Origin of the sequence: Paractinoplanes rishiriensis (genome assembly GCF_016862375.1) — a bacterium.
Lineage (GTDB): Bacteria > Actinomycetota > Actinomycetes > Mycobacteriales > Micromonosporaceae > Actinoplanes > Actinoplanes rishiriensis.
Genome location: NZ_BOMV01000001.1, coordinates 233,301 through 257,126, shown reverse-complemented (window position 1 = coordinate 257,126; position 23,826 = coordinate 233,301). Strand labels below are relative to the sequence as shown.

At 71.8% G+C, this 23,826-nt stretch carries 26 protein-coding genes and 2 pseudogenes; 13 read left to right on the top strand and 15 right to left on the bottom strand.

Annotated elements, in window-relative coordinates:
• Nucleotides 1–56: 56 nt before the first annotated feature.
• The 5 genes from uraD (at nt 57) to Ari01nite_RS01210 (ending at nt 4,008) form a co-directional block, all read left to right on the top strand.
• Nucleotides 57–557, top strand: coding sequence for a 2-oxo-4-hydroxy-4-carboxy-5-ureidoimidazoline decarboxylase (gene uraD, locus Ari01nite_RS01230; RefSeq protein WP_203778513.1), 501 nt, complete (start codon nt 57–59; stop codon nt 555–557).
• Complete coding sequence (gene uraH / locus Ari01nite_RS01225) at nt 544–906, top strand: hydroxyisourate hydrolase (protein ID WP_203778511.1); 363 nt, start codon at nt 544–546, stop codon at nt 904–906. The genes uraD and uraH overlap by 14 nt, the downstream gene beginning before the upstream one ends.
• A gap of 3 nt (nt 907–909) precedes the next feature.
• Nucleotides 910–1,770, top strand: coding sequence for a factor-independent urate hydroxylase (pucL, locus tag Ari01nite_RS01220; protein WP_203778510.1), 861 nt, complete (start codon nt 910–912; stop codon nt 1,768–1,770).
• The gene (locus Ari01nite_RS01215; protein ID WP_203778509.1) at nt 1,767–3,119 is read left to right on the top strand and encodes an 8-oxoguanine deaminase; all 1,353 of its coding nucleotides are present in this window, start codon (nt 1,767–1,769) and stop codon (nt 3,117–3,119) included. Before pucL ends, Ari01nite_RS01215 begins: the two co-directional genes overlap by 4 nt.
• A 160-nt stretch (nt 3,120–3,279) precedes the next feature.
• Nucleotides 3,280–4,008 (top strand): ZIP family metal transporter, encoded by a 729-nt coding sequence (locus Ari01nite_RS01210; RefSeq protein ID WP_203778508.1) that lies wholly within the window; start codon nt 3,280–3,282, stop codon nt 4,006–4,008.
• 21 nt (nt 4,009–4,029) lie between these two features.
• Here Ari01nite_RS01210 and Ari01nite_RS01205 read toward each other — a convergent pair whose 3' ends face one another.
• From Ari01nite_RS01205 to Ari01nite_RS01185, 5 genes are read right to left on the bottom strand one after another with little or no spacing between them, the layout of a single operon-like run.
• Nucleotides 4,030–5,160, bottom strand: a complete 1,131-nt coding sequence (locus Ari01nite_RS01205; protein WP_203778507.1) for a DUF6986 family protein — start codon at nt 5,158–5,160, stop codon at nt 4,030–4,032.
• A 4-nt stretch (nt 5,161–5,164) separates the two neighbouring features.
• The gene (gene aceB / locus Ari01nite_RS01200) at nt 5,165–6,712 is read right to left on the bottom strand and encodes a malate synthase A (protein ID WP_203778506.1); all 1,548 of its coding nucleotides are present in this window, start codon (nt 6,710–6,712) and stop codon (nt 5,165–5,167) included.
• Nucleotides 6,709–7,701, bottom strand: coding sequence for an allantoicase (gene alc / locus Ari01nite_RS01195; RefSeq protein WP_203778505.1), 993 nt, complete (start codon nt 7,699–7,701; stop codon nt 6,709–6,711). Before alc ends, aceB begins: the two co-directional genes overlap by 4 nt.
• Nucleotides 7,701–9,011: an allantoinase AllB gene (allB, locus tag Ari01nite_RS01190; RefSeq protein WP_203778504.1), complete on the bottom strand. Its 1,311-nt coding sequence runs from the start codon at nt 9,009–9,011 to the stop codon at nt 7,701–7,703. The genes alc and allB overlap by 1 nt, the downstream gene beginning before the upstream one ends.
• A gap of 30 nt (nt 9,012–9,041) precedes the next feature.
• The gene (locus Ari01nite_RS01185; RefSeq protein WP_203778503.1) at nt 9,042–9,812 is read right to left on the bottom strand and encodes a transglutaminase-like domain-containing protein; all 771 of its coding nucleotides are present in this window, start codon (nt 9,810–9,812) and stop codon (nt 9,042–9,044) included.
• A gap of 37 nt (nt 9,813–9,849) precedes the next feature.
• On the opposite strand from Ari01nite_RS01185, the gene Ari01nite_RS01180 reads away from it, so the two are divergent.
• A complete protein-coding gene (locus tag Ari01nite_RS01180; RefSeq protein WP_203778502.1) occupies nt 9,850–10,965 on the top strand; it encodes an aminoglycoside phosphotransferase family protein in 1,116 nt (371 codons plus the stop codon).
• A gap of 4 nt (nt 10,966–10,969) precedes the next feature.
• On the top strand, nt 10,970–12,076 hold the full coding sequence (locus Ari01nite_RS50795) for a protein-L-isoaspartate O-methyltransferase family protein (RefSeq protein ID WP_203778501.1): 1,107 nt from the start codon (nt 10,970–10,972) through the stop codon (nt 12,074–12,076).
• A 180-nt stretch (nt 12,077–12,256) separates the two neighbouring features.
• On the opposite strand, the gene Ari01nite_RS01170 is transcribed toward Ari01nite_RS50795, so the two are convergent.
• Complete coding sequence (locus Ari01nite_RS01170) at nt 12,257–13,681, bottom strand: phospholipase D family protein (protein WP_438872116.1); 1,425 nt, start codon at nt 13,679–13,681, stop codon at nt 12,257–12,259.
• Between the two features lie 231 nt (nt 13,682–13,912).
• Here Ari01nite_RS01170 and Ari01nite_RS50790 point away from each other — a divergent pair, with 231 nt between their 5' ends.
• Nucleotides 13,913–14,041, top strand: a complete 129-nt coding sequence (locus tag Ari01nite_RS50790) for a hypothetical protein (protein WP_275410813.1) — start codon at nt 13,913–13,915, stop codon at nt 14,039–14,041.
• 16 nt (nt 14,042–14,057) lie between these two features.
• Here Ari01nite_RS50790 and Ari01nite_RS01165 read toward each other — a convergent pair whose 3' ends face one another.
• The 4 genes from Ari01nite_RS01165 to Ari01nite_RS01150 all read right to left on the bottom strand — a co-directional run bounded on the left by Ari01nite_RS01165 (nt 14,058) and on the right by Ari01nite_RS01150 (nt 18,164).
• The gene (locus Ari01nite_RS01165; protein WP_203778500.1) at nt 14,058–15,257 is read right to left on the bottom strand and encodes an aminopeptidase; all 1,200 of its coding nucleotides are present in this window, start codon (nt 15,255–15,257) and stop codon (nt 14,058–14,060) included.
• Nucleotides 15,258–15,327: 70 nt separating this feature from the next.
• Nucleotides 15,328–16,296: a pirin family protein gene (locus Ari01nite_RS01160; protein WP_203778499.1), complete on the bottom strand. Its 969-nt coding sequence runs from the start codon at nt 16,294–16,296 to the stop codon at nt 15,328–15,330.
• Between the two features lies 1 nt (nt 16,297).
• Nucleotides 16,298–16,738: a MarR family winged helix-turn-helix transcriptional regulator gene (locus Ari01nite_RS01155; RefSeq protein WP_203778498.1), complete on the bottom strand. Its 441-nt coding sequence runs from the start codon at nt 16,736–16,738 to the stop codon at nt 16,298–16,300.
• Nucleotides 16,739–16,784: 46 nt separating this feature from the next.
• Nucleotides 16,785–18,164 carry an alpha/beta hydrolase gene (locus Ari01nite_RS01150; RefSeq protein WP_203778497.1) on the bottom strand — a complete coding sequence of 460 codons (1,380 nt, stop codon included), beginning with the start codon at nt 18,162–18,164 and terminating at the stop codon, nt 16,785–16,787.
• 62 nt (nt 18,165–18,226) lie between these two features.
• On the opposite strand from Ari01nite_RS01150, the gene Ari01nite_RS01145 reads away from it, so the two are divergent.
• Nucleotides 18,227–18,679, top strand: a complete 453-nt coding sequence (locus Ari01nite_RS01145; RefSeq protein WP_203778496.1) for a GNAT family N-acetyltransferase — start codon at nt 18,227–18,229, stop codon at nt 18,677–18,679.
• A 79-nt stretch (nt 18,680–18,758) separates the two neighbouring features.
• Here Ari01nite_RS01145 and Ari01nite_RS01140 read toward each other — a convergent pair whose 3' ends face one another.
• The gene (locus Ari01nite_RS01140) at nt 18,759–19,604 is read right to left on the bottom strand and encodes an NAD-dependent epimerase/dehydratase family protein (protein ID WP_239162389.1); all 846 of its coding nucleotides are present in this window, start codon (nt 19,602–19,604) and stop codon (nt 18,759–18,761) included.
• Between the two features lie 96 nt (nt 19,605–19,700).
• On the opposite strand from Ari01nite_RS01140, the gene Ari01nite_RS01135 reads away from it, so the two are divergent.
• The 4 genes from Ari01nite_RS01135 (at nt 19,701) to Ari01nite_RS01120 (ending at nt 22,014) form a co-directional block, all read left to right on the top strand.
• On the top strand, nt 19,701–20,138 hold the full coding sequence (locus Ari01nite_RS01135; RefSeq protein WP_239162388.1) for a hypothetical protein: 438 nt from the start codon (nt 19,701–19,703) through the stop codon (nt 20,136–20,138).
• Between the two features lie 99 nt (nt 20,139–20,237).
• Nucleotides 20,238–21,149, top strand: coding sequence for an SPFH domain-containing protein (locus Ari01nite_RS01130; RefSeq protein WP_203778495.1), 912 nt, complete (start codon nt 20,238–20,240; stop codon nt 21,147–21,149).
• Between the two features lie 9 nt (nt 21,150–21,158).
• Nucleotides 21,159–21,380 carry a type II toxin-antitoxin system antitoxin gene (locus Ari01nite_RS01125; RefSeq protein ID WP_203778494.1) on the top strand — a complete coding sequence of 74 codons (222 nt, stop codon included), beginning with the start codon at nt 21,159–21,161 and terminating at the stop codon, nt 21,378–21,380.
• 1 nt (nt 21,381) lies between these two features.
• Nucleotides 21,382–22,014 carry a GOLPH3/VPS74 family protein gene (locus Ari01nite_RS01120; protein WP_203778493.1) on the top strand — a complete coding sequence of 211 codons (633 nt, stop codon included), beginning with the start codon at nt 21,382–21,384 and terminating at the stop codon, nt 22,012–22,014.
• An 8-nt stretch (nt 22,015–22,022) separates the two neighbouring features.
• Here Ari01nite_RS01120 and Ari01nite_RS49545 read toward each other — a convergent pair.
• The 4 genes and pseudogenes from Ari01nite_RS49545 to Ari01nite_RS01105 all read right to left on the bottom strand — a co-directional run.
• Nucleotides 22,023–22,229: pseudogene (locus tag Ari01nite_RS49545) on the bottom strand (Clp protease N-terminal domain-containing protein); the annotation flags it as partial.
• A 222-nt stretch (nt 22,230–22,451) separates the two neighbouring features.
• Nucleotides 22,452–22,652, bottom strand: a pseudogene (locus Ari01nite_RS49540) (Clp protease N-terminal domain-containing protein); the annotation flags it as partial.
• A 1-nt stretch (nt 22,653) separates the two neighbouring features.
• Nucleotides 22,654–22,890: a helix-turn-helix domain-containing protein gene (locus tag Ari01nite_RS01110; protein ID WP_203778491.1), complete on the bottom strand. Its 237-nt coding sequence runs from the start codon at nt 22,888–22,890 to the stop codon at nt 22,654–22,656.
• A gap of 101 nt (nt 22,891–22,991) precedes the next feature.
• A complete protein-coding gene (locus tag Ari01nite_RS01105) occupies nt 22,992–23,723 on the bottom strand; it encodes a VOC family protein (RefSeq protein WP_239162387.1) in 732 nt (243 codons plus the stop codon).
• Nucleotides 23,724–23,826 lie beyond the last annotated feature (103 nt).

Genomic DNA, 23,826 nt, shown 5'->3' with positions numbered 1-23,826 from the left:
CTGCACGCGCGCGAGCGATCCTGCTTGACTGATCGACATTAGAAATGGGGTGCCGGATGGACGCGGTCGAGGGTTTCAACTCACTGCCCGCCGCCCGCCTCTCCGACGACCTTCGCGCCTGCTGCGCGGCACCCGGCTGGGGTGCCGCGATCGTGGCCGGACGCCCGTATCCCGACCGGGCCGCGATCATCGCGGTGGCCGACGCGGCCGCCCGGGCACTGACCTGGGACGAGGTCCTGGTCGCGATGGCGGCCCATCCGCGGATCGGCGAGCGGGCCGCCGGCGAGTCGCGCGAGGCGGCCTGGTCCCGGCACGAGCAGTCGGCGGCCGCGCCGGGCGACGACGGTGCTGCGCTGATCGAGGCCAACCGGGCCTACGAGGAACGCTTCGGCCACGTGTTCCTGATCTTCGCGAGCGGCCGCACGCAGGCCGAGATCGTGGCCGCCGCCCGCGAGCGGCTGGCCAACGACGAGGCGACCGAGCGGGCGATCGTGACCGGCGAGCTGGGCAAGATCGCGTTGCTCCGGCTGGAGCGGGTGCTCGATGCCCTCCGCTGACGGCACCGCGGCCGAGTTCCACGCCAAGATCTCCACGCACATCCTCGACACGGTCAGCGGCGAGCCGGCCCGCGACGTCTACGTGCGTCTCGAGCGCCGCGACACCGACGGCTGGCGCACCATCGCCGAGGGCCGCACCGACGACGACGGCCGGCTGCGCTACCGGGTGCCGCTGCACGAATGGCAGGCCGGCGGCTACCGGCTGTTCTTCTACGTGGAGCCCTACCTCGGCGACGACGGCTTCTTCCCTGAGGTCACGGTGGCCTTCCACGTCCGCGACCCGGACCGCCACTACCACGTGCCGCTGCTGCTCAGCCGGTACGGCTACACCACCTATCGAGGGAGCTGACGCGTGGCCATCGTGCTCGGTCCAAACCGTTACGGCAAGGCGGAGACGCGCCTGGTCCGGGTCGTCCGCGACGGGGAGAGCCACCGTCTCGCCGACCTGAACGTGAGCGTGGCGCTCGCCGGTGACCTGGCCGCCACCCACCTGACCGGCGACAACTCCGGCGTGCTGCCGACCGACACGATGAAGAACACGGTGTACGCGTTCGCCAAGAAGCACGGCGTGGGCGAACCCGAGGAGTTCGGCCTGCGGCTGGCCCGCCACTTCGTCACCAGCCGGGCGCAGGTGCACTCGGCCCGGGTCAGCATCGAGTCGCATGGCTGGGACCGGCTCGGCCCGCACTCGTTCCAGCGGCAGGGCAGTCACACGCGGACGGCGACGGTCACCGTGACGGCCGAGGCCGAGCAGGTGGTCTCGGGCATCACCGGACTGGTGCTGCTCAACTCGACCGCGTCGGAGTTCCACGGATTCCCGCGCGACGACTACACCACCCTGACCGGGACCACCGACCGCATCCTGGCCACCGCCGTCGACGCGCGCTGGCGGCACGCGCTGCCGGCCGGGGACTGGGCGACGTCGTACGCGGGTGCGGTCGAGGCGCTGACCGGCGCGTTCGTCGACACGTACAGCTACTCGCTGCAGCAGACGCTGTACGCGATGGGCAGCCGGGTGCTGTCCGCCCGCCCCGAGGTCGCCGAGATCCGGCTGGTGCTGCCCAACAAGCACCACTACCTGGTCGACCTGTCCCCGTTCGGGCTGGCCAACGACAACGAGGTCTTCATCGCCGGCGACCGCCCGTACGGCCTGATCGAGGGCACGGTCACCCGCGACGACGCCCCGGCCGCGAGCGCGGAGTGGTACCTGTGATCGTCATCGAGAACGCCGCGGTAGCCACGGTGGACGCCGCCGACACGTACCACCCCGACGGCCACGTGGTGGTCGGCGACGACGGCCGGATCGTCGCGGTCGGCGCCGGTCACGCCGGCCGGTACCGGGGCCCGCTCCGCCGCATCGACGGCACCGGCTGCCTGGTCACCCCCGGCCTGGTCAACACCCACCACCACCTCTACCAGTGGGCGACCCGGGGCCTGGCCCTCGACGAGACCCTGTTCGGCTGGCTGACCACGCTCTACCCGATCTGGGGCCGCCTGGACGCCGAGATAGTCGGGGCGGCGGCCGGCGCCGGCCTGGGCTGGCTGGCCCTGTCCGGCTGCACCACGACCATGGACCACCACTACGTCTTCCCACGCGACGGCGGCGACGTCCTGGCCGCGGAGATCGAGGCCGCCCGCGCGATCGGCCTGCGCTTCCACCCCACCCGCGGCTCGATGGACCTGAGCCAGAAAGACGGCGGCCTCCCACCCGACCACGTGGTCGAGGACACCGACGAAGCCCTGGCCGCCACCGAAAAGGCCATCGACCAGTGGCACGACCCGTCCCCCGGCGCCATGCTGCAGATCGCGGTGGCCCCCTGCTCCCCGTTCTCGGTGACGTCCCGCCTGATGAGCGAGGCCGCCGCCCTGGCCCGCCGCCGCGGCGTCCGCCTGCACACCCACCTGGCCGAAACCGCCGACGAGGACGACTTCTGCCGCGACCGCTTCAACTGCACCCCCACCGAATACGCCGAAAACCTGGGCTGGCTGGGCCCCGACGTCTGGCTGGCGCACGGCGTCCACCTGGACGCTCCCGCCATCGCGAGGCTGGCCGCCACCGGCACCGGCGTGGCCCACTGCCCGAGCTCGAACGCCCGCCTGGGCGCCGGCGCCGCCCGCATCCGCGAAATGCTCGACGCCAACGTGCCGGTCGGCCTGGGCGTGGACGGCCCCGCCTCCCAGGAGGCGGGACACTTGGGCGAGGAGTTGCGCCAGGCCCTCTACACGGCCCGGGTCCGAGGCGGCCCGAAGGCCATGAACGCCCGCGAGGCCCTGCGCCTGGGCACGATCGGCGGCGCCCGCCTGCTGGGCCGCCAGGACGACCTGGGCTCCCTCGAAAAGGGCAAACTGGCCGACCTGGTCCTCTGGCGCCTGGACGGCCTGCCCCACGAGGGCATCGACGACAAGCTGGCCGCCCTGGTCTTCGGGCCGCCGGCGCCGGTCGAGCTTTCCCTGGTGGGCGGCCGCCCGGTAGTCGAACACGCCCACCTGTCCCACGCCGACGAACACACCCTGACCCGGGAGGCGCGGAGGGCCCATCGTCGCCTGATGAAAGCCCAATAGGGCGGCGGCGGAGGTAAAGCATGGGTGGCGGTGCCCCCGTGGTGGGTTTGGCGGTGGTGCATGCCGGGAGGGGAGCGGGCGGGGTCGAGTTCGCCTGCCGGGGGTGAGGACACGGGGGGATGGGCGCGCCTAGCTTTCGAGGTCGAGGGCGGGAGGGCCGGTGGGGATCGCGGCGGCGTTCTGGTGGGGGGCGTTTGGGGCTTCGGCTCTGTTGGTGGGGGCGCTGGTTGCCTACTGGTTTTCGCCTGGGCGGCGGGTTATTGCGGTTGTCATGGCTCTCGGTACCGGGCTGCTGCTCGGGTCGGTTTCGTTTGAGCTGGTGGCGGAGGCGCTTCGGACCCGGCCGGTCGTCTGGGTTGGTGGGATGGTGCTGGTCGGGGCCCTGGTGTTCGCGGGTGGGGACTGGCTGATCTCGCGGCGTGGGGGTGGGGAGCGGAAAGACTCGGCGGGGAAGCAAGCGCAAGGGTCGCCGCTGGCCATCGTGTTGGGGTCGGTGCTCGACGGGGTGCCGGAGTCGTTCGTGCTGGGGCTCACCGTTCTGCAGGGTGGGGTCAACGTGTCGCTGCTGACCGGCGTTCTGCTGTCCAACCTGCCGGAAGGCATGTCGTCGTCGGCGGGACTGAAGGCGGCGGGATGGCCGCAGCGCAAAGTCGTGCTGATGTGGACGGTCGTGATCCTCGTGTCGGCGGTGTCGGCGGCCGCCGGATACGCGCTGCTCGACCCGGTCAACGGTCGCACCGGCGGGCTGGTGCAGGCGTTCGCGGCGGGGGCGCTGCTCGCGATGCTCGCCGACACCCTGCTGCCCGAAGCCTATGAGGTGGAGGGCGTGCTCACCGGGCCCCTCGTCGTCGTTGGTTTCGCGGCGTCGCTCGGCCTGTCGGCACTCTGAGGGAAGGAGGAGCGGAGGCAACTAGGTCAGGGCCAGCAGGTCGGCTCGGGGAAGGCCGGCATCGCTCAACGCGCCGCAGTCCAAACCCCGGAGCAGGTACGCGGCCAGCGCGCGAGCCGTTGCGGGCTCGTCGGCTATGCCGCTCTCCTGGCGGGACAGATATCTGTGCAGACGGGCCACCGCGGCGTCCCGGCCGTCGCGGAAGAAGGCGTACGTGGCGGCGTATCTCGTCGGGAGTTGGGCGGGATGCAGGTCCCAGCCCTGGTAGAAGCCGCGCTCCAGCGAACGCCGCACCAGACGGTGGTGCAGGTCCCACGCCGCGCGGACCTCGGCCGCACCCCCGACCGGCAGGATGTTGGTGGAACCGTCGGACAGGCGCACGCCGGTCTGGGCCGCGGCGGCCTGCATCACCGCCTTGGCGTAGTCGGCCGCGGGGTGGTCCATGGACTGGTACGCCGCGGCCACCCCGGCCGCGGCGCTGTAGTCGTACGTGCCGTAGTGCAGGCCGGCACACCTTCCAGCCGCGGCGGTGATCAGGCGGGCCACCGTGGCGTGGCCGTCGGCGGACAGGATGGCGGCGGGGAGTTCGATCTGGATCTCGAAGCGCAGGGTGCCGGCCGCCACGCCGTACCCGGTCTCCAGTTTTTCGCAGACGGTGACCATCGCGGAAACCTGGTCGGTACCGCTCACCTTGGGCAGCGTGATGACGAAACTGTCCTGGTAGGACTCCAGGAAGAGATCCAGCGTGCGCAGCGCGCGCCGGCGGGTGGCCGCCTCCAGCGACTTGATCCGGATGCCGACGAACGGCGGGCGCGGGCCGTCCCGCAGGATCGCGGCGGCCCGCTTGACCGCGGCGTCCTCCTGGTCGTCGGCGCGGATGCCGTAGCCGTCCTCGAAGTCGACCCGCAGGTCCTCGATCGGCTCGCGGGCGAGCTTCTCCCGCACACCGGGTACCGGCCAGGGGAAGTCGTCCATCGCCCGCAGCGCCGTTTCGCCCCAGTCGCGGAAGCCGTCCAGGCGGTCGGCGGGTAGGTAGACGGTGTGTATCGGTTGGCGGCCCGGAGCGTCGCCGGGGTAACGGGACTTCAGAAACGCGTCGTGGTCGGCCAGGCGTACGTCTAACTCTTTGTAATCGTCGTCCGTCAACCGCATGTGGTCAGTCGATCGAGTCGTAGGCGGCCGTGGTCAGGAAGTCGGCGAAATCGTCGGACAGCGCGACCCGCTCGAACAGCTTGCGGGCGTCGTCGAAGCGGCTGGTCGCCCACGCCTCGTCGCCGATCGCGTCGCGGATCGCCGCCAGTTCCTCGTCCTCGATCCGGCCCACCAGGCCGGCGGTGATCGGGGTGCCGTCGGGCAGGCGTACCCCGTTGTGAATCCACTGCCAGACCTGCGAGCGGGAGATCTCGGCGGTGGCCGCGTCCTCCATCAGGTTGTTGATACCGACCGCGCCGTTGCCGCGCAGCCAGGCCTCCAGGTACTGCAGGGCGACCGACACGTTGCCACGCAGGCCGGCCTCGGTGACCTCGGCGCCGATCGACGACACGTCCAGCAGGTCGGCGGCCGTCACCGACACGTCGGGGCGCTGCTTGCCGAGCTGGTTGGGCCGGTCGCCGAGGACACCGTCGAAGATCTCCCGGCAGACGGGTACGAGGTCGGGGTGCGCGACCCAGGAGCCGTCGAACCCGTCGCCCGCCTCGCGCTCCTTGTCCTCGCGGACCTTGGCCAGTGCGATCTTGTTGACCTCGGGGTCGCGCCGGCTCGGGATGAAGGCGGCCATGCCGCCCATCGCGAACGCGCCGCGGCGGTGACAGGTCGAGACCAGCAGTTCGGTGTACGCGCGCATGAACGGCGCGGTCATCGTCACCGAGGCCCGGTCCGGCAGGATCATGCCGGGGTTGTCGCGGAAGTACTTGATGATGCTGAACAGGTAGTCCCACCGGCCGGCGTTCAGGCCGGAGATGTGCGGCCGCAGCGCGTACAGGATCTCCTCCATCTCGAACGCGGCCGGGATGGTCTCGATCAGCACGGTGGCCCGGATGGTGCCCTGCGCGATGCCGAGGTGCTCCTGGGCGAAGGTGAAGACGTCGTTCCAGAGTTCCGCCTCTTTGTAGGACTCCATCTTCGGCAGGTAGAAGTACGGGCCGCTGCCCTGGGCGAGCAACTCGGCGGCGTTGTGGAAGAAGTACAGCCCGAAGTCGACCAGCGCGCCCACGGCCGGCTCGCCCTCGACCGTCACGTGCCGCTCGTCCAGGTGCCAGCCGCGCGGCCGCATCACGATCGTCGGGTACGGGCCGCCGTTGAGCTCGTACGTCTTCTGCGGGGTTTCCAGCGAGATGGTCCGGCGGATCGCGTCGTAGAGGTTGCGCTGCCCGTCGACCACGTTGGCCCAGTGCGGGGTGTTGGCGTCCTCGAGGTCGGCCAGCCACACCTTGGCCCCGGAGTTGAGCGCGTTGATGGTCATCTTGCGCTCGGTCGGCCCGGTGATCTCGACCCGCCGGTCCTCCAGGTCGAACGGGGCCGGCGGCGCCGACCACTCGGCGGCCCGGATGTGCTCGGTCTCGGGCCGGAAGCCCAGCGTGCCGCCGTCGGCGATCTCCTGCCGCCGGGCCGCCCGGGTCGCCAGCAACTCGTTGCGCCGAGGCCGGAACCGCCGGTTCAGCTCGGCGACGAAGGCCACCGCCTCGTCGGACAGGATCTCGTTCATGGTCGCCTACTTTCCTCGGTGTGACGGCGGAACTTCTCCGTTAGGAAGGCCCGGTCCGGCCGGCCGATGATCCGCAGCCGGGCCATGCCGCCGTCCGGGTAGATGTCCAGGCGCACCCGGCTGGCCGGCGACTCCGGCCGGACCGGGAAGCGGTGCGGGGTGTCCGGGCTGAGCGGGACGCGCGGCAGGATGTCGAACCAGTCGCCCGAGCCGTCCGTGCCGCGCAGCGCCGCCGCGCCCGGTGCGTTGCCCTTGAAGTGGCTGGTGTCCAGGTCGACGAAGGTCACCTCGGTGGGCGCCGCCAGCTCGATCTCGGCCCACTCGTTGCCGTCCTCGCGGCGGCGGGCCGTCTCCCAGCCGTCGCCCATGTGCCGGGCCAGGCCGGGCATCAGCATCTGGTGCGGGCGGCCGAAGAACATGTTGCTGCACCCGGTTACCGTGGCACCGGCGGTCACCGCGGCCACGTCGAACTCGGCCGGCAGCAGCGCCGGGTCGGGGATCGCCTCGCCGTGCACCCGCAGGCGAGCCACCCCGCCGTCCGGAAAAATCGTGAGCCGTACGTGGGTGAACCGCCGCCGGTCGGACACGGCGAACAGGTTGCGGCTGTCACCGTTCAGCGGCGATTTGGGCACGAGCGCGGTCCACGCGGCATCCGGCGGAACCTGATGGCCGTCGACAGCAAGACCGTCGAGAGAGGCGAACGGCGGAAAGTTGCCCACGAAGAACGACGTGTCGACGTCCACGCCGTGGATCACGCCGGGCGCGCCGAGCCGGACGATCGCCACGTCCGAGCCCGGGGTGCGGCGCCGCCGGGTCTCCCAGCCGTCGTACACCTGCCCCTTGTGGTCGAAGGTGCGCGGGCTGAACGTCGGCGGCTCGGGCAGCACCAGATGGTCGGCCGCCGCGAAGAACTCGTCGTTGGCGTGCACGACGCCACCGCCCAGAGCCCGGGAGGCGAGGTCGAGCCGGGCGGTGAACGCGTCGTCCATCAGTCCTCCCGGGTCAGGAAACCGCCGTGCGGGGCGTCGCCGGTCACCGTGCGGCCGCGCAGCCAGGTCGTGCGGACCACACCCCGCAAGACCATGCCCGCGTACGGGGTGACCGGGTTGCGGTGGTGCAGGCGGTGCGGGTCGACCACGAACTCCTCGTCGGGGTCGAACGCCACCAGGTCGGCGTCGGCGCCCACCGCGATCCGGCCCTTGCCGTGCAGGCCCACCAGGTCGGCCGGGCGCCGCCCCATCCAGTCCACCACATCCGCGAGCCCGTGGCCGCGGTTCCGGGCGGCCGTCCAGATCACCGGCAGCCCCAACTGCACCGACGCGATGCCGCCCCAGGCCGCCGCGAAGTCGCCGGTGTCCCGCCGCTTCAGCTCGGGCGTGCACGGCGAGTGGTCGCTCACCACGCAGGTGATCAGGCCGTCGGCCAGCGCCCGCCACAGCTGGCCGGCGTTCGCCGCGTCCCGGATCGGCGGGCAGCACTTGAACTCGGTCGCACCGTCCGGGATGCGCGCGGCGTCCAGCGTCAGGTAGTGCGGGCAGGTCTCGGCGGTCACCCGTACACCCTCCGCCCTTGCCGCCGCGATCAGCGGAAGCGCGCCCGCCGCCGAGAGATGCAGGATGTGCACGCGCCCGCCGGCCCGGCGGGCCGCCTCGATCGCGGTGGCGACGGCGGCATGCTCGGCGTCGGCCGGGCGGGAGGCCAGAAAGTCCGCGTACGCGGGGGAGGACGCCGCCGCGTGCAGGTGATCCGGGTCCTCGGCGTGCACGACGAACTGCGCGTCCACGGCGGTCAGCGCGGTGGCCAGTTCGGCCGGCGAGACCGGCGGGAACTCGGGCACCCCCGAGTCGGCGAGGAACGCCTTGAACCCGAACACCCCGGCCGCGTGCAGCCCCGGCAGCTCACCGGCGTTGCCCGGCACGGCCCCGCCCCAGAACCCGACATCGACGTGGATCTGCCCGTCCGCGGCGTTCTGCTTGATCGTGAGGGCTTCGGTGTTGATCGTCGGCGGCAGGCTGTTCAGCGGCATGTCGATGATCGTGGTGACGCCGCCGGCCGCGGCCGCCCGGGTGGCGGTGGCGAACCCCTCCCACTCGGTGCGCCCCGGCTCGTTGACGTGCACGTGCGTGTCGACCAGCCCGGGCAGCAGCGCGGTGTCACCGAGGTCGATCTCGTCGGCCGCCGGCATCGCTTCGTCGTACGCCCCGACCGCAACGATCTTCCCGGAGTCGACGGCGACGGCGGCGGGACGTTCGCCGCGGGCGGTGACGGCCCGGCGGGACCGCAGCACGAGATCGACCATGAACCGAGCCTATCGGTCGTTCAGGGCGCTTTACGCCAGCGCCACCAGGCTGACGTGGTCGTCGGCCGGCAGGTTGCCCGGTGCCACCGCGGTCACCGTCATCTCCGGCATGGTCAGCGCCCCGGACACCGTGGTGGCGAACGCGGTGTCGGCGGCGTCCCGGCCGGTGGCGATGCGGATCAGGCTCGGCCGCGGTGCCAGCCGGGTGGCGTCCCAGACGTACCAGTGGTCGTCGATCGCGGTCTCCACCACCAGGTGGAAGTCCATCGGGGACAGTCCCGGCGCGTAGACCGCGGCCACCCGGGCCGGCACGTTCACCGCCCGGCACAGCGTGGCCACCAGGTGCGCGTAGTCGCGGCAGACCCCGGCACCGCCGAGCAGCGTGTCGACCGCGTCGGTGGTGGGTCCGCTGCTGCCGGCCTGGTACGCGATCCGCTCATGCACCCACGCGGTGATCGCCCGCACCGTGCCGGCCGGGTCGGCGCCGACGCCGAACTCGCCGGCCGCGAACGCGGCCAGCCGGTCGGACGGGCAGTACCGGCTGGGCCGCAGCGCCACGATCCGGTCCACCTCGGTGACCCGCGCCGGCGCCGAAACCGGCGGCCGGACCGTGGCCTGGTAGGCGACGGTCACCAGCCCCGGCGCGAGACGCAGCAGGTGCTGCCGGCCGGGCAACTCGACGACCTCGACGGGCGCGGTCAGGGTCTCAGTGGCCGGCGACGCCACGGCGACCTGCAGCACCAGTTCGGCCGGCGCGCTGACGTCGAAGCCGAGCGTGCACCCGAGCGCGAATTCGTCCACGGCTGCACGGTAACGGCCGTACGTTACGGTCTCGTACGTGACGCGAACCGTGACCCTGGCCCTGGTCGACCCCGCCGGTGTGCCGCTCGGCGCGCTGCCACCGGTGGAGGTCACCGTCCCGTGGTGGCCGGAGGTCTGGGAGTTCACCAGCGAGCGCCGCCAGGTGTTGCGCCTGCTGCACGCCGAGCGGCCCGCCCAGCCCGGCGGCCACGTGACATACCTGGCCGAGACCGACGAACGTCCGGCCGGGCTGCGCCCGTACGACATGGATTTGACTCCGCACCCCAACCGGGCGCCCTATGCCGAGGTCGGCGGACCGGCCGCCTCGATGGCCTGGGCCCGCATCATGCTGCCCGGCACCCTGCGGTTCTTCCAGTACCGCACCTGGAACCTGTCGGCGGTCTGGCGGGTGGAGGATCCGGCCGGTCACCCGGTCGCCTGGCTCAAGCAGGTGCCGTCGTTCTTCCGCCACGAGCCCGACGCGATCCGGCTGGTCGACGCGGTCGTGCCCGGCCTGGTGCCGCCGCTGCTGACCGGCGGTCCGCAGGGCCGGATGCTGCTGGCCCACGTGCCCGGCGAGGATCGGTACGGCGCGGGTGCGGAGGTGTGCGCGGAGATCGCGGCGGCCTTCCATCCGGTGCAGGCGTACTTCGCGGAAAACCTGGACGAGCTGGCCGTGATTCCGGACGGCCGGTTCGACTACGAACGGGTCGCGGCGTCCTACTACGACCGCCTCGACGGCCTCCGCAAGCTGATCGACGGCCTGCCCGAGCGACTCGCCGCGGTCGCCGAGTGCGGTGTGCCCGACACCCTGGTGCACGGCGACCTGCACCCCGGCAACGTCCGCACCGACCGGGCCGGCCGCCTCACGATCCTGGACTGGGGCGACTGCACGGTCGGCCACCCGGCGTTCGACATCATCCGGCTCACCGGCGGCCTGGCCGACCCCGGGCCGCTGCTGCGGGCGTGGGCCGACCGCTGGACCAGCACCGTCCCCGGCTGCGATCCGTTGCGCGCCGTCGACCTGCTGCGCCCGGTCGCGGCACTCCGCGGCGCGGCCGTCTACCAGGCCTTCCTCGACAACATCGAGCCGTCCGAGTGGCCCTATCATCGCCAGGACGTACCCGACAGCCTGGCCGCATCTCTATCGTGAGGGCATGACGGACCATCGCCGGGCCTTCCTCGAGCAGATCCGGCAGGGCGGTGTGTCGCTCTCGCCGGAACTCGCGGCCGCGTTCGGCACGGTCCGCCGCGAGGCGTTCGTCCCCGACGGCTTCCAGCGCCGCGACGGCACCTGGGCCACCCCCGCCGACCCCGACTTCCTGGCCACCGTCTACCGCGACGACGTCCTGGTGACCAAGGTGGACGGCCGGGTGCCCGTCAGCTCGTCCAGCCAGCCGTCGCTGATGGCCATCATGATCGAGGCGCTGCGCGTGCGTCCCGGCCAGCGCATCCTCGAGATCGGTGCGGGCACCGGCTACAACGCCGCCCTGCTCGCTTCGCTCGGGGCGACAATAACCAGCATCGATGTGCAACAGGACGTGGCGGACAGGGCACGCTCGGCGTTGGCTCGCGCAGGAATTGCAGGGGTACGCGTGGAGCACTCCGACGGCTACGCGGGCCGGCCCGGCGAAAGGTTTGACCGCATCATCGTGACGGTGGGCATCGCCGGTCTCTCCCCGCACTGGCTGTCACAACTGGAGCCGGCCGGCCTGGTGATCGCCCCGGTGGATCACGCCGGCACCCACCCGGTGCTGGCCGTGCACGGCACCCCCACCGGCCCGGTAACCGCCGCCGTGGTGTGCCCGTCCGGCTTCATGACCGCAGCCGGCCCCCTGACCGCCGACTATCCCGGCGCCCACCCGCCCCCGGCCGCCGCCGGCGACCTCACCGACTTCACCCCGACCGGCCCGCCCCGCTTCGACCCGCCCCTGGAACCGATCGCCTACCGCGACCTCTGGTACGCCGCCGGCGCCTGGAGCCGCCGAGCCACCCACGCGGCCGCCTCCCGCCGCGACCGCGAACAGAGCTGTCTGGCCCTGCTGGACGAGCCACTGACCGGCGGCGCCCTGATCCTCCCCGACGGCAGCGTGCTGACCGCCGGCCCCGAGGCCGACGCCTACGCCACCGAGGCCGCCACCATCCTGGACCGCTGGCTGGCCGCCGGCCGCCCACCCATGCAGGCGTGGCGGGTCGGCCTGGCCCTGACCGGCGACCCCCAGTCCCCAATCTGGGTCCCGGCGACGTGGGAGCTACCCCGCTGACCCCCACGCCCGACTTCCGTTCCGCCGGGTGTGCCGGTCACTCGGTTGCCGTTCGCGATGTTGTCGTTCCGCGCTTGTGTCGGCTTGGCGTGGATCTTGTGGGGATCGGATGACCGGAGGCGGGAGCGCCACCATCCCCGCCATGCAGGCTGCGCGGCGTGAAACTGGGGGACGGCCGAGCTACCAGGTGCCCTTGCGCCGGTCCCGCCACGGGCGGCCGTCCGGGTCGTAGACCAGGCGGTAGGCGGGCAGCGCCCAACCCCGCTGGTACCAGGGCAGCCGCTCGGTCTCGTGCGGGATCAACCGGCCCGGTGGGCGGGCACCCCGGCGGCCGCCGTTGCACCAGTCGCGCAGGCGGTCCGCTGCGGCGGTCGCCGTGCGTACGGCCTCCAACGGATCCACGATGCCCTCGTCGCTCTCCTGGCCCAGGTGCTCGCGCAGCAGCGCCAGGCGCAGGTCCCGGGCGAAGCGCCGGGCCTCGCCGCCGGGCTGCCGGTCGTCGCGCGTCTCGTCGAGCACCGCGCAGGACAACTCGCTGTCGTGCGTCCACGAGCGACGGTTGAAGTTGTCGCTGCCCACGCTGCACCAGATGTCGTCGACCACGCAGACCTTGGCGTGCACGTAGATCGGCGTGCCGTCCTCATTTTCCAGGTCGAAGACGTGCACCCGGTCCTCGGCGGCGGTGCGGCACAGCTCGATGGCCTGTTCGCGGCCGATCTGGTTGGGTGGCAGCGCGAACCGGCCGTCGACGTCGGGGTGCCGCGGGACGACGGCCATCAGGTGCAGCTCGGGGTTCTTCCGGAGCGCGTCGGCGAACAGTTCGGCCACCTCGGCCGACCACAGGTACTGGTCCTCCAGGTAGATCAGCCGGCGGGCCTTGCGGATCGCCTTGGTGTAGCCGCGGGCCACGGTGCGCTCGCCCAGCGGGGCGAACCGGTACGGCGGCCGCATCGCCGGATAGGTCCGCAGCACCTGCACGGCCATCGGCCCGCACGGCGGCGGGTCGGGCGGCTGCGGCGGCAGCTTGTCGGCGTGCTCGTCGGCGTGTTTGAGCTTGTCGACCACGGTCGCGACCGGGCCGTGCTGGTCGAGCGGGGTGGGGTCGCTCCAGCGTTCCCGGAACGACAGGTCGAGCGCGCCCACCACCGGCCCGCGCAACTCCAGCTGCACGTCGTGCCAGGGCGGGTGGTCGCCGTACGCGGTCGCCATCCGCACCGCCTGCCGGTCACCGCGGTGGCCGGCGTCGTCCCGGCGGCTGTGGCACAGGTCGATCCCGCCGGCGAACGCCACGTCCAGCTCGGGCCGCCCCGGGTGCCGCAGCACGACCAGCTTCTGGTGGTGCGACCCGCCCCGGCGGACCCGCTGGTCGAGCAGCACCTCACCGCCTGCGGCCTCGATGTCGTCGCCGAGGTTGCGGTTTTCCTCCTCGCTGTACGCGAACTTGTCGAGGTGCGAGCGCCACAGCAGGCCCTTGACGATCACCCCGCGCTTGGCCGCGGTGGCGAACAGCTCGGCCACCGTGGGCCCGTCGTCGCGGAGCAGCTCGTCGGGGTCGCCGCGCCAGTCGGTGAAGAACAGGTGGTCACCCTCCCGGAGACTGTCCACCTCGGTCACCAACCGGTCAAAATACGTTATTCCATGAATTAATGCTTCAGCCGTGTTTCCCGCGCACCACGTGGGTATGGAGGAGTGCGGGTTGCCCCGCTCCTCGGTAGTGAGAAACCAATCCACCCGACGCAGCCCTTCCGAGGTCGACGACGCCCTCAAACCTAAGCCTGTTGCCGCCCGGGCGCATTCTGACCGCGTCCGCCGCTCACTCCCGGAGGAACTCATCCCATGAGCAGCGAGCCGCTTGCCACCACCGCCACCACCCCAGAGGCCACCGAATCCGCCGAAAAGGGCCTGCTGATCGCGATGCTGCTGATGGTCCTGCTGGGCGTCACCGCCATGCTCTTCATGGTCTGACCCGCGCACCTGGCCGTCAGAGCACCCACTCGTCGTTGCGGATGATGGTCGCTGTGCCCTGTGGACCGGTGCCGGTCACCGTGATGCCGTCGCCGCCTATCACCACGTCGGTGTGGATGCCGGACATGTTCAGGCCCAGGTCGGCGCGTTCCTGCTCGGTCATCGCGGGGCCGCCGGCCACCGCGAACGGGAAGCTCTGGCCCCACGCCACGTGGCAGCCGGCGTTCTCGTCGTAGAGGGTGTTGTGGAAGACGATGCCGGCCTTGGCGATCCGGCTGTCCCGGTCGACCAGCGAGACCTCGCCCAGCCGCAGGGCGCCCTCGTCGGTCGCCAGCTGGGCGCGGATCACGTCGGCGCCCTGGTCGGCGGTGGCCTCGACGATCGTGCCGCCCTCGAAGGTCACCCGCAGGCCGGTCACCAGCTGGCCGAGGATCACCATCGGCCGGGTCACCCGGATCACGCCGTCGGCGCGGCCCCGGTCGGGGCTGGTGAAGACCTCCTCGGTGGGGATGTTCGGCAGGTAGTCGATGCCGAACCTGTCGACCAGGCCGCCGCCGGTCCACCGGGTCTGCGGCAGCAACCCCACGGTCAGGTCGGTGCCGTCGCCGGTGTAGCGCACCTCGGTCAGTTCCAGCTTGTCGAGCTGCTGGGCCCGGGTCGCCAGGGTGGCCGACCGGTCCCGCCAGGCCGCCACCGGGTCGTCCGCCTCCAGCCGCATGGCCGTGCTGACCGCGGCCCACAGCCGTTCGGTGTCCGGTTCACCGAAGATCTGCCGGGCCCAGCCCGGGTTGGGTGCGGCCACCACGCACCAGCGCATGCCGTCGAACAGGGCGCGGCGCCGGGCCTGGATCTCCTCGTGCCGGCGGGCCGCCACCCGGGCCGGGTCGGCACCGTCGAACAGGTGCGGGTCGGCGTCGCCGGTCAGCGCGATCGAGGCCACGCCGGCGTCCCGCCACTCATTGATTCGAGTCAATGCCCAGGGTCGGCTGGCGGAGAGTTGCCCGACCGTGAGATGGTCGACCGCAGAGCGCTGCATGGGACCGTCGCTCCAGTTCGGCTCGACCCACGCGGCCCCGGCCGCGTAAGCGGCCTCGACCACCGCGCGGGCGATCTCGAGGTGCGCGGTGTCGGTGTCGACCACGACTCCCTGCCCGGGCTGGACGTTGACCCCGGCCCGGACCACCAGGTCGGCGAAGCGCTCGATGTGACGGTCCATGACGGACAGCCTAGATCAGTAGACGCTCCCCGGTATTCATCGCAAAAGCCTCATATCGCTCGCGTGTCAATCAGTCCGTGTGCGGCAGCTTTTCGGCCGGGATGACCCCGAGCCGGCCCTTGTTGAAGTCCTCGAACGCCTGCAGGAGTTCCTCGCGGGTGTTCATCACGAACGGGCCGTAGTGCGCCACCGGTTCGCGGATCGGGCGGCCGCCCATCACGAACAGCTCCATGGCCGGCACGTTCGAGTCCTGGGTCTGGTCGGCCTCGACCCGGATGGCCTCGCCGGAGCCGTGCACCGCGAGCTGGCCGATGTGCAGCGGCCGCTGCTCGACGCCGACCGTGCCGCGGCCGGCCAGCACGTACACCAGCGCGTTGTAGTCGGCCTGCCAGGGCAGGTCGATCCGGGCGCCGGGCTGGAGCGTGACGTGCGCCAGGTTGATCGGGGTGTGCGTGGAGCCGGGACCGGCGTGCCCGGCCACCTCGCCGGCGATCACCCGGATCAGGCTGCCGCCGTCCGGGGTGGTCAGCAGGGCCGCCTGCTGGCCGCGGATGTCCTGGTATTTCGGGGCGATCATCTTGGCCACCCGGGGCAGGTTGACCCAGAGCTGGAGGCCGTGGAACAGGCCGCCGCTGGTCACCAGGTGCTCGGGCGGCGCCTCGATGTGCAGGATGCCCTGGCCGGCGGTCATCCACTGGGTGTCGCCGTTGGCGATGGTGCCGCCGCTGCCGAGCGAGTCCTGGTGGTCCATGATCCCGTCGATCATGTACGTGACCGTCTCGAACCCGCGGTGCGGGTGCCACGGCGTGCCCTTGGGCTCGCCCGGCGCGTAGTCGACCTCGCCCATCTGATCGAGGTGGATGAACGGGTCGAGCTCGTGCACCGGCACCCCGGCGAAGGCCCGGCGCACCGGGAAGCCCTCGCCCTCGTAACCGGTGGGGGCGGTGGTGAGCCGGCGGACCTTGCGGAACTCGGTGGCCGGGCCCGGTTCGGGCAGGCGCGGCAGGACCAGTACGTCGTCGACGGTGATGGCGGGCATCTCAGGCCTTCCTTACTTTGTCGAAAACCCTGGCGATCACGTCGAGTTCGTCGGGGTCGAGATGATCGATGAAGCGGTCCCGGACGGTGATCAGGTGCAGCGGTGCGGCGTACTCGAGGGCGGCCAGGCCCTCCTCGGTGAGTATCGCCTCCTGACCGCGTCCGTCCTCGGGACATGGCTGTTTCCGGACCAGGCCGCGCTTGACCATCGAGTTGATCTGGTACGTGATCCGGCTGGGCGAGAAGACGAGCCGGCCGGCCAGCTCGCCCATCCGCAGCCGGCGGTCGGGGGCCTCGGAGAGCACGACCAGCACGTGGTAGTCGTTCATGCTCAGGCCGGTGGTGGCGCGCAGCTCATCCTCGAGGCGGGTGTGCAGCTGCCAGGAACTCTCGATGAAGGTCCGCCAGGTGATCAGCTCGGCGTCGTTCAGCGGTTCGGCCATGCGGCGACTCTAACTCCTTCAAATCTGAAGTAACAAGTGCCGTCGGTCACGGTGCCGCCACGACCACCCGGCTCATCAGCTCGACGAACGCCGCGGGCTGGTCGAACATCGACCGGTGCCCCGCCCCCGCCAGGGTCACGACCTCCTTGCGCGGCGCCTGGAGCACCTGGAACCACTGGTTCAGGTCGCGGGTGCGGGCCGGCACCTCACGCTCGCCGGCCACGAACCACACCGGTACCCCGAGCGCCGGCACCTGGTTACGGAAGTCGATCTCCTGCACCCGCGGGTAGTACGCGTCGAACGAGTCCAGCAGGCCGGAGATCACGTGCACCTTATCGAGTGCCGACAACTCCGGCGCCTCGACGTTGTCCTCCAGCGCGGCGCCGTTGCCGGACCCGTAGACCACGTCCTCGGCCAGGATCATCGGTTCGTACCCGTAGATGTCGTCGTACGGCGGCGGTCCCACCGCGGTGAGCCGGTTGACCAGCGCGTCGTCGCCCTTCTCGCGGGCCCGGGCCAGGGTGTCGTCGTACTGGCCGCGGTCGCTGGCGGCCGGGGCGGCCACCTGGCCGACGCCCACGTACGCCGCGAACAGCGCCGGCTGGTCCTGCACCGCGAGCGTGGCGCCGATCGTCCCGCCGGAGTGCGCCACCAGGTAGAGCTTGTCCTTGCGGAACCGGGACAGCAGGTATTTGGCGGCCTGCACCACGTTCGCCGTCTCGTTCTCGACCGTGAACGTCGGCGTCGGGTCGAGGCCGCCGAACGAGCGGCCGCCGCCCCGCCGGTCCATGGTCGCCACCACGAACTGCTGCTCCAGCGCGCCCAGGCGGCGACGCATGGCGCCCAGTTCCGAGCCGCCCGGCGAACCCGGCACGAACAGCAGGAGTGGGGCGTCGGCCCGGTTGCCCCGGATCATCAGGCCCAGCTTTCCCGCGTACGCCAGCTCGGAAATGCCCCCGCCGATGGGCGCGGCGCGCCCCGGGACCGCGACCACGACGGTGATCGCGGCCACCACCAGCGCGAGAATCCCGGTGCAGAAGCGTCCCACCCAGCGCAACCAGCTGCGGCTGCGCCGGGTCGAGCCGGCGCCGTAGGCCGCGCCGACCACCATGGGCAGCACTGTGAGCAGCGCATACGCGCCTCGGCCGGAGACCAGCGCGGCCTGGCCCAGGGTGCTGAGGCGGGGGAGGTCGACCGTCGGCCCGGTGAAGCCGATCCGGGTGACCTCGCCGGCCACCACGAAGAAGATCGGCGCGAAGAACATCGCCCAGCGTGACCGCGTCACCCGCCCGGCCACCACGCCGACCACCACGCTCACCACGATGATCCCGACCGCCTCGAGCGGGAAGATCGGTCCGCGTGGCCGCAGGAATCCCGCGAGGACGCCCCAGACCAGCGCCGGCAGCAGACCCACGGAACGCACCATGTCCGGCACGCTAGGGCAAACTCGATAGGTCGCGCTGCCCCCTCGTGGTTAACCTTCGTGCCATGACCGCCCGCCAGGCCACCGTCGACGACGCTTCGGAACTCATCCGCCTACGCACCGTGATGCTCGGCGTCGACCGGGACGACTCCTGGTGCCTGCCGGCGCAGAAGGTGCTGGCGCAGCGCCTCGCCGAGGCCGCACCCACCATGGCCGCGTTCGTGATCGACCGGCCCGGCGGGGGACTGGCTGCCTGCGCGACCGGCACCGTCGAGGCCCGGCTCGGCGCCCCCGGCGATCCCAGCGGACTGGTCGGCTATGTCTTCAACGTCGCCACCGACCCCGACCAGCGCCGCCGCGGGCACAGCCGGGCCTGCCTCACCGCGCTGCTCGACTGGTTCCGCGGCCATGACATCCGCAAGGTGGACCTCCGGGCGTCCGCGATGGCCGAGCCGCTCTACCGGTCGCTGGGCTTCGAGCGCACCGCCGACCCCGCCATGCGACTGAAAAATCTTTAGCGGTACGGGCACAGACGCACCCGGTCGAGCGGCTTCCGCCCGGCCAGGCGCCGGGTCGCGCCGTCCGGGCGGGTCCGGCTCATGAGATCGGGAAGGGAAAGACAGCCTCGAACCCGAGCAGGTCCCGGGCCGGCGAAAGGTCGATCGGCACGGCCCGTCCCGGGAACGACGGCCGGGGCACGTCCGGGTGGAACCGGTCCAGCAGCCACTCGGTGGGCCGCGCGCTGAGCGTCTCCGGCGCCGCGAGATACAGCACGTGGTTGCCCGGCCCGGCCGGTCGCAGCGCCGCCACCAGCGCCCGGGCCGCGTCCCGCACGTCGAGGTAGCTCCAGACGTCCGACGCGCCCTGGCCCGGCTCGGTCGCGTACCAGCCGGCCAGCCCGGCCAGCTTCTCGGCCGAGCCCACGAACGGCAGCCGCAGCGCCACCACCTCGATGCCGTACCGGCGGTGCACCATCGCGGCGGTGGCCTCGTCGACCTGCTTCGACAGCGCGTACGGGTCGGTGATCTGCAACGGCATCCGGACGTCGACCGGCAGGTAGGGCATCCGGGTCGGCACCCGGGCGAACGGCAGCCCGCACACCGAGTAGCTGCTGGCGATGGCCGCGCGCCGCACACCGGCCCGGCCGGCGCCGTCCAGCACCGCGAAGGTGGCCCGGGTGTTCCGCCCGAAGACGACGTGGTCCGGGTCGTTGAGCGGGTTCGCGATGGCGGCCAGGTGGATCACCGCGGTGACGCCGCCGAGCGCGTCGGCCACCACGTCCGGGTCGCCGGCGTCGCCCACCACCACCCGGTCGGCCCGGATCGGCGGCGGCTCGTCGAGCACCAGCGCGGTCGCCGGCACCCCGTCGGCGGCCAGCCGGTCGAGCACGGCCGTGCCGATCACGCCGGCCGCGCCGGTCACCAGTACCCGATCCTCGGTCACGGCCATCTCCATCCGCCCTGATCAAGGCACGCGACGAACAGCAGTGCCTCCATTATCATCAAGCCGAGTTCGGCCGGGTCTACGTCGGTGCGGAGGATGGCGACCTCCACCGGTGACGCTGGGGGCTGCGCCATGGTGTATCGGGTGGAGTACAAGGGCGAGGACATCGAACTCGCCACATTGGACGCCGCCCTCGATACGGCCCGGACCGCGATCGCCAACGACCTGGACCTCTTCGACGGGTGGGCGGTGGACCATGACGACGACGTCAACGACTGGTTCGTACAGGCGGTCCGGAACGGCCGGCGAGTCGGGTCCACGGCCGTGATCATCGGTCCGGAGCGCAAGCACGCGGCGCCCACGGTGGTGGAGGAGTGGGAGCGCCGGGTCTCGTTCATCGGGGCCGATCCGGCCGAGGCGTTCGCCATGGCCGCGCAGTGGCTGGAGCGGCATCCCGAGGTCGAGGCCCTCGGTGACGTGGGGTGGCACCACACCGCGGCCGGCCACCAGCTGCGGATCTACTACCGCGGCTGAGTCCGCTTTTCCGGCACGGATCGAGGGCGTCGGTGGCCGTTTGGAAATGTGATATCACTTTGCTAGGCTGGTGATGTCGCTGCTGCTGAGGAGGCATACATGACCGAACACCTCGACCTGCCCACCCCGCAGGTCCGTGAGCGCATCGCCCGGGGCGTGTCGGGCTGGCCGGTGCTCGCCCTGTCCGTGCTGGTGATCATCCTGAGCGGCGTCGTCTTCCTGGTCGGCATCCAGCAGAAGGAAAATGCGGCCATTCTGAGTCTGGTCGGCCTCAGTGCGCTGTTCGGCCTGGCCGCCCTGATCGTGCTGGCCGGTCTCACCCCGGTGGCGCCCGGCGAGGCCCGCGTTCTTCAGCTGCTCGGGCGCTACACCGGCACGGTCCGCACCGACGGGCTCCGCTGGGTCAACCCGCTCACCGCCCGGCGCCGGGTCTCCACCCGGATCCGTAACCACGAGACCGACGTGCTCAAGGTCAACGACGCCGACGGCAACCCCATCGAGATCGCCGCGGTCGTCGTCTGGCAGGTGGAGGACACCGCCCGCGCCGTCTTCGAGGTGGACGACTTCATCGAGTTCGTCGCCATTCAGACCGAGACGGCCGTCCGGCACATCGCCAACAGCTACTCGTACGACTCCCACGACACCGACCTGATGTCGCTGCGGGACAACGCCGACGAGATCACCGCCCGGCTGTCCGAGGAGATCGGCGTACGGGTCGCCGCCGCCGGCGTGAAGATCATCGAGTCCCGGCTGACCCGCCTCGCCTACTCACCCGAGATCGCCCACGCCATGCTCCGCCGGCAGCAGGCGAACGCCATCGTCGCGGCCCGGACCCGGATCGTCGAGGGTGCGGTCGGCATGGTCGAGCTGGCCCTGGCCCGGCTGGCCGACAACCACATCGTCGAGCTCGACGAAGAGCGCAAGGCCGCGATGGTCAGCAACCTGCTGGTGGTGCTGTGCGGCGACCGGGACGCCCAGCCGGTGGTCAACACGGGCACGCTCTACTCCTAGGCCCAGCCGATGGCTACCGAGCGGAAGAAACTTCTGCTGCGGCTCGATCCCGCGGTGCACGACGCACTCGCGCGCTGGGCCGCCGGCGAGCTGCGCAGCACCAACGCCCAGATCGAATACCTCCTGCGCAAGGCCCTCGCCGACGCCGGCCGGCTCCCCGGTGGAGTCGGCCGGATGCGGGGCCCCGGCAGGCCCTCCGCCACACCCGACCCCGACCCGGAAGAAGACTGACATGGCGGTGCCCGGCAGCCTCCCTCAGCGCATCTACCTGCTGGCCTACGACCCGGCGAAGGGCCGGGTCCGGATGGGTTCCCGCCTCGGCGCCATGCTCCGCGCCGCGGCCCTCGCGGGTCTCTACCTCGACGGCCACCTCGTCGACGAACGCGGCCGGGCCGCCGTCGGGGCGCGCAAGCCCACCGGCGACCCGGTCCTCGACGGACTGCTCGACGAGATCGCCCGCGCCAGGCCACACAGGTGGTACCTGTGGATTGGCCGGCGGCAGAACGCCACCATGCGGGCGGTGCGGGAGCAACTCGATGCCGGTGGCTGGGTCCGGCTCGAACCCCGCCGGATCCTCGGGCTGTTCCCGACCACCCGGGTCACGGTTCGCGACCCGCGCGTCCGCAAGGAACTCCTGGGCCGGGTCGGCCACGCGCTGAAGGATCCCGTCGACCGGGTCGACCCCGCCGACGCCGCGCTGGTGGCCGTCGTCGCCGCGGCGGACCTGAAGCTCGTGCTGAACCGCAGCACCCGGCGCGCCAGCAAGCGGCGGATCGAGGAGCTGACCCGGCACTGCGGTCCGATCGGGCCCGCCCTGCGCACCTGGATCGAGCTCGCCGTGGCCGGCGAGACGGCCTCCGCCTAGGCGGCCTTGCCGGGCAGGGCGGCGGTCAGCTCGGACCGCAGGCGGTCGAAGTCGACCTGCTGGTCGGCCAGGATCAGGGCGGCCAGGCCGTCGCCCTCGCGCAGCAGGCCCAGCAGGATGTGCTCCGGGGCGATGTAGTTGTGCCGCAGCCGGAGCGCCTCGCGCAGGGAGAGTTCCAGCACCTTCTTGGCCCTCGCGGTGAACGGGATGTGGCCTCGGGTGGGTCCGCGGAACCGCGGTTGGTCGCGGTGGGTGAGCCGGGCCAGCCACGTTCGTTTTCTGGGCGGCGTACGGGGCAGACGCAGCGCGCCGGCGCCGAAGTTCTCCTCGATGGCGGCGCGCACGGCGTCCAGGTCGATGCCGATCGAGCGCAGGGCGGCCTTGTCCTCGGCGTCCGCGTCGGCATCCTCGAGAGCGGGGTCGGGCTCGGCGGGGCCGACGTGACGCTGCACCTCGGCCCGGACCGACCGGGCGGTGACACCGTACGTGGCCAGCAGCCGGGCGGTGGGCGACTGCTCGTCGGCGATCAGCGCGATCAGGACGTGTTCGGTGCCGATGTAGGGGTGGCCCAGGTCGCGGGCCGCCTGCTGGGCGCCGGTCACGCTTTCGCGCGCGGCGGCGGTGAAGCGCTCGAACATGTCAGCCCTCCCGTGGGTCCGGCGCCGGCATGAGGCGCGCATGTTTTTTGTGTACGCCCTGGCGGGTCACCTCGAGCGCGTCGGCGATCTCCTGCCAGGACCAGCCCTTGCGGCGGGCGTTGGCCACCTGGACCTGCTCCAGTCCCTCCAGCAGGCGTCGGAGTGCGACCACGGCGCGCAGGCCCACCCGTGGGTCGGCGCTGCCGGCGGCGGCGGCGAGGTCGGTTGCCTCTGTCATGCCGTCAACCTACGTTGACATCGGCTCCTCGTCAACCCTGGTTGACATGAAAAAGGGGCCGACCCGGCCGGATCAGCCCCTGCTTGTGGGGTGCGGGAGGCTCAGCCGCCGTAGGTGAGCTCCATGCCGATGATGTCGTTGTACGCCACCGCCAGCTCGACCGGGCGGTGCACCGGCGCGGTGATGGCGAACGGGGCACCGAACGGGTCGACCAGCTCGACGTAGCTGCCCAGGCCCATCTCGACCGGCGCGGCCGCCACCCGGGCGCCGAGGCGGCAGCTCCGCTCGATCGCCGACTGACAGTCGTCGACCTGGAACGACGGCTGCCAGTGGGTGCCGTACCGGCCGGCGATCAGGCCGGCCACCGAGTCGTGGGCCTCGGTCAGCCACTCGCCGCTGCCGAACTCGTGGGTCAGCGACCAGCCGAACACCGAACCGTAGAACGCGGTGGCGGTCCGCACGTCGTCGGTGAGCAGGTCGGGCCAGGCCAGCGTGTTGGGTTCGCCGCGCAGTTGGGCGCCAGCGAACCCGTTCGCCTGCCAGAGGCCGAGCACCGCGCCGGCGGCGTCGGCGACCAGGGCGGTGCGTGCGCCCGGGCGCTCCTGCGGGCGGGCCAGGCGATGGCCGTACGCCGTCTGGATCTTTTGCAGTGTTTCCTCGAGGTCGGCCGTGGCCAGGTAGGTGAGCCAGCCCTGCGGCCGGTCCGGACGGCTCTGACCGAGCCCGGCTACGGCGCAGCCGTCCCGCAGAAAGCGGTCACCGTCGATCTGCCAGCCGAACAGCTCGGCATAGAACGTGACCGCCCCGGCCGGGTCCGACGTCGTCAGTTCCACCCAGCAGGGTGTCGATGGCGCAAAGCCCCTGATCCGCATGTGCCGCTCCAACATGGATGCCCCGAAGTGCTCACCACCTTACGACACCCAATACGCTTCGTCA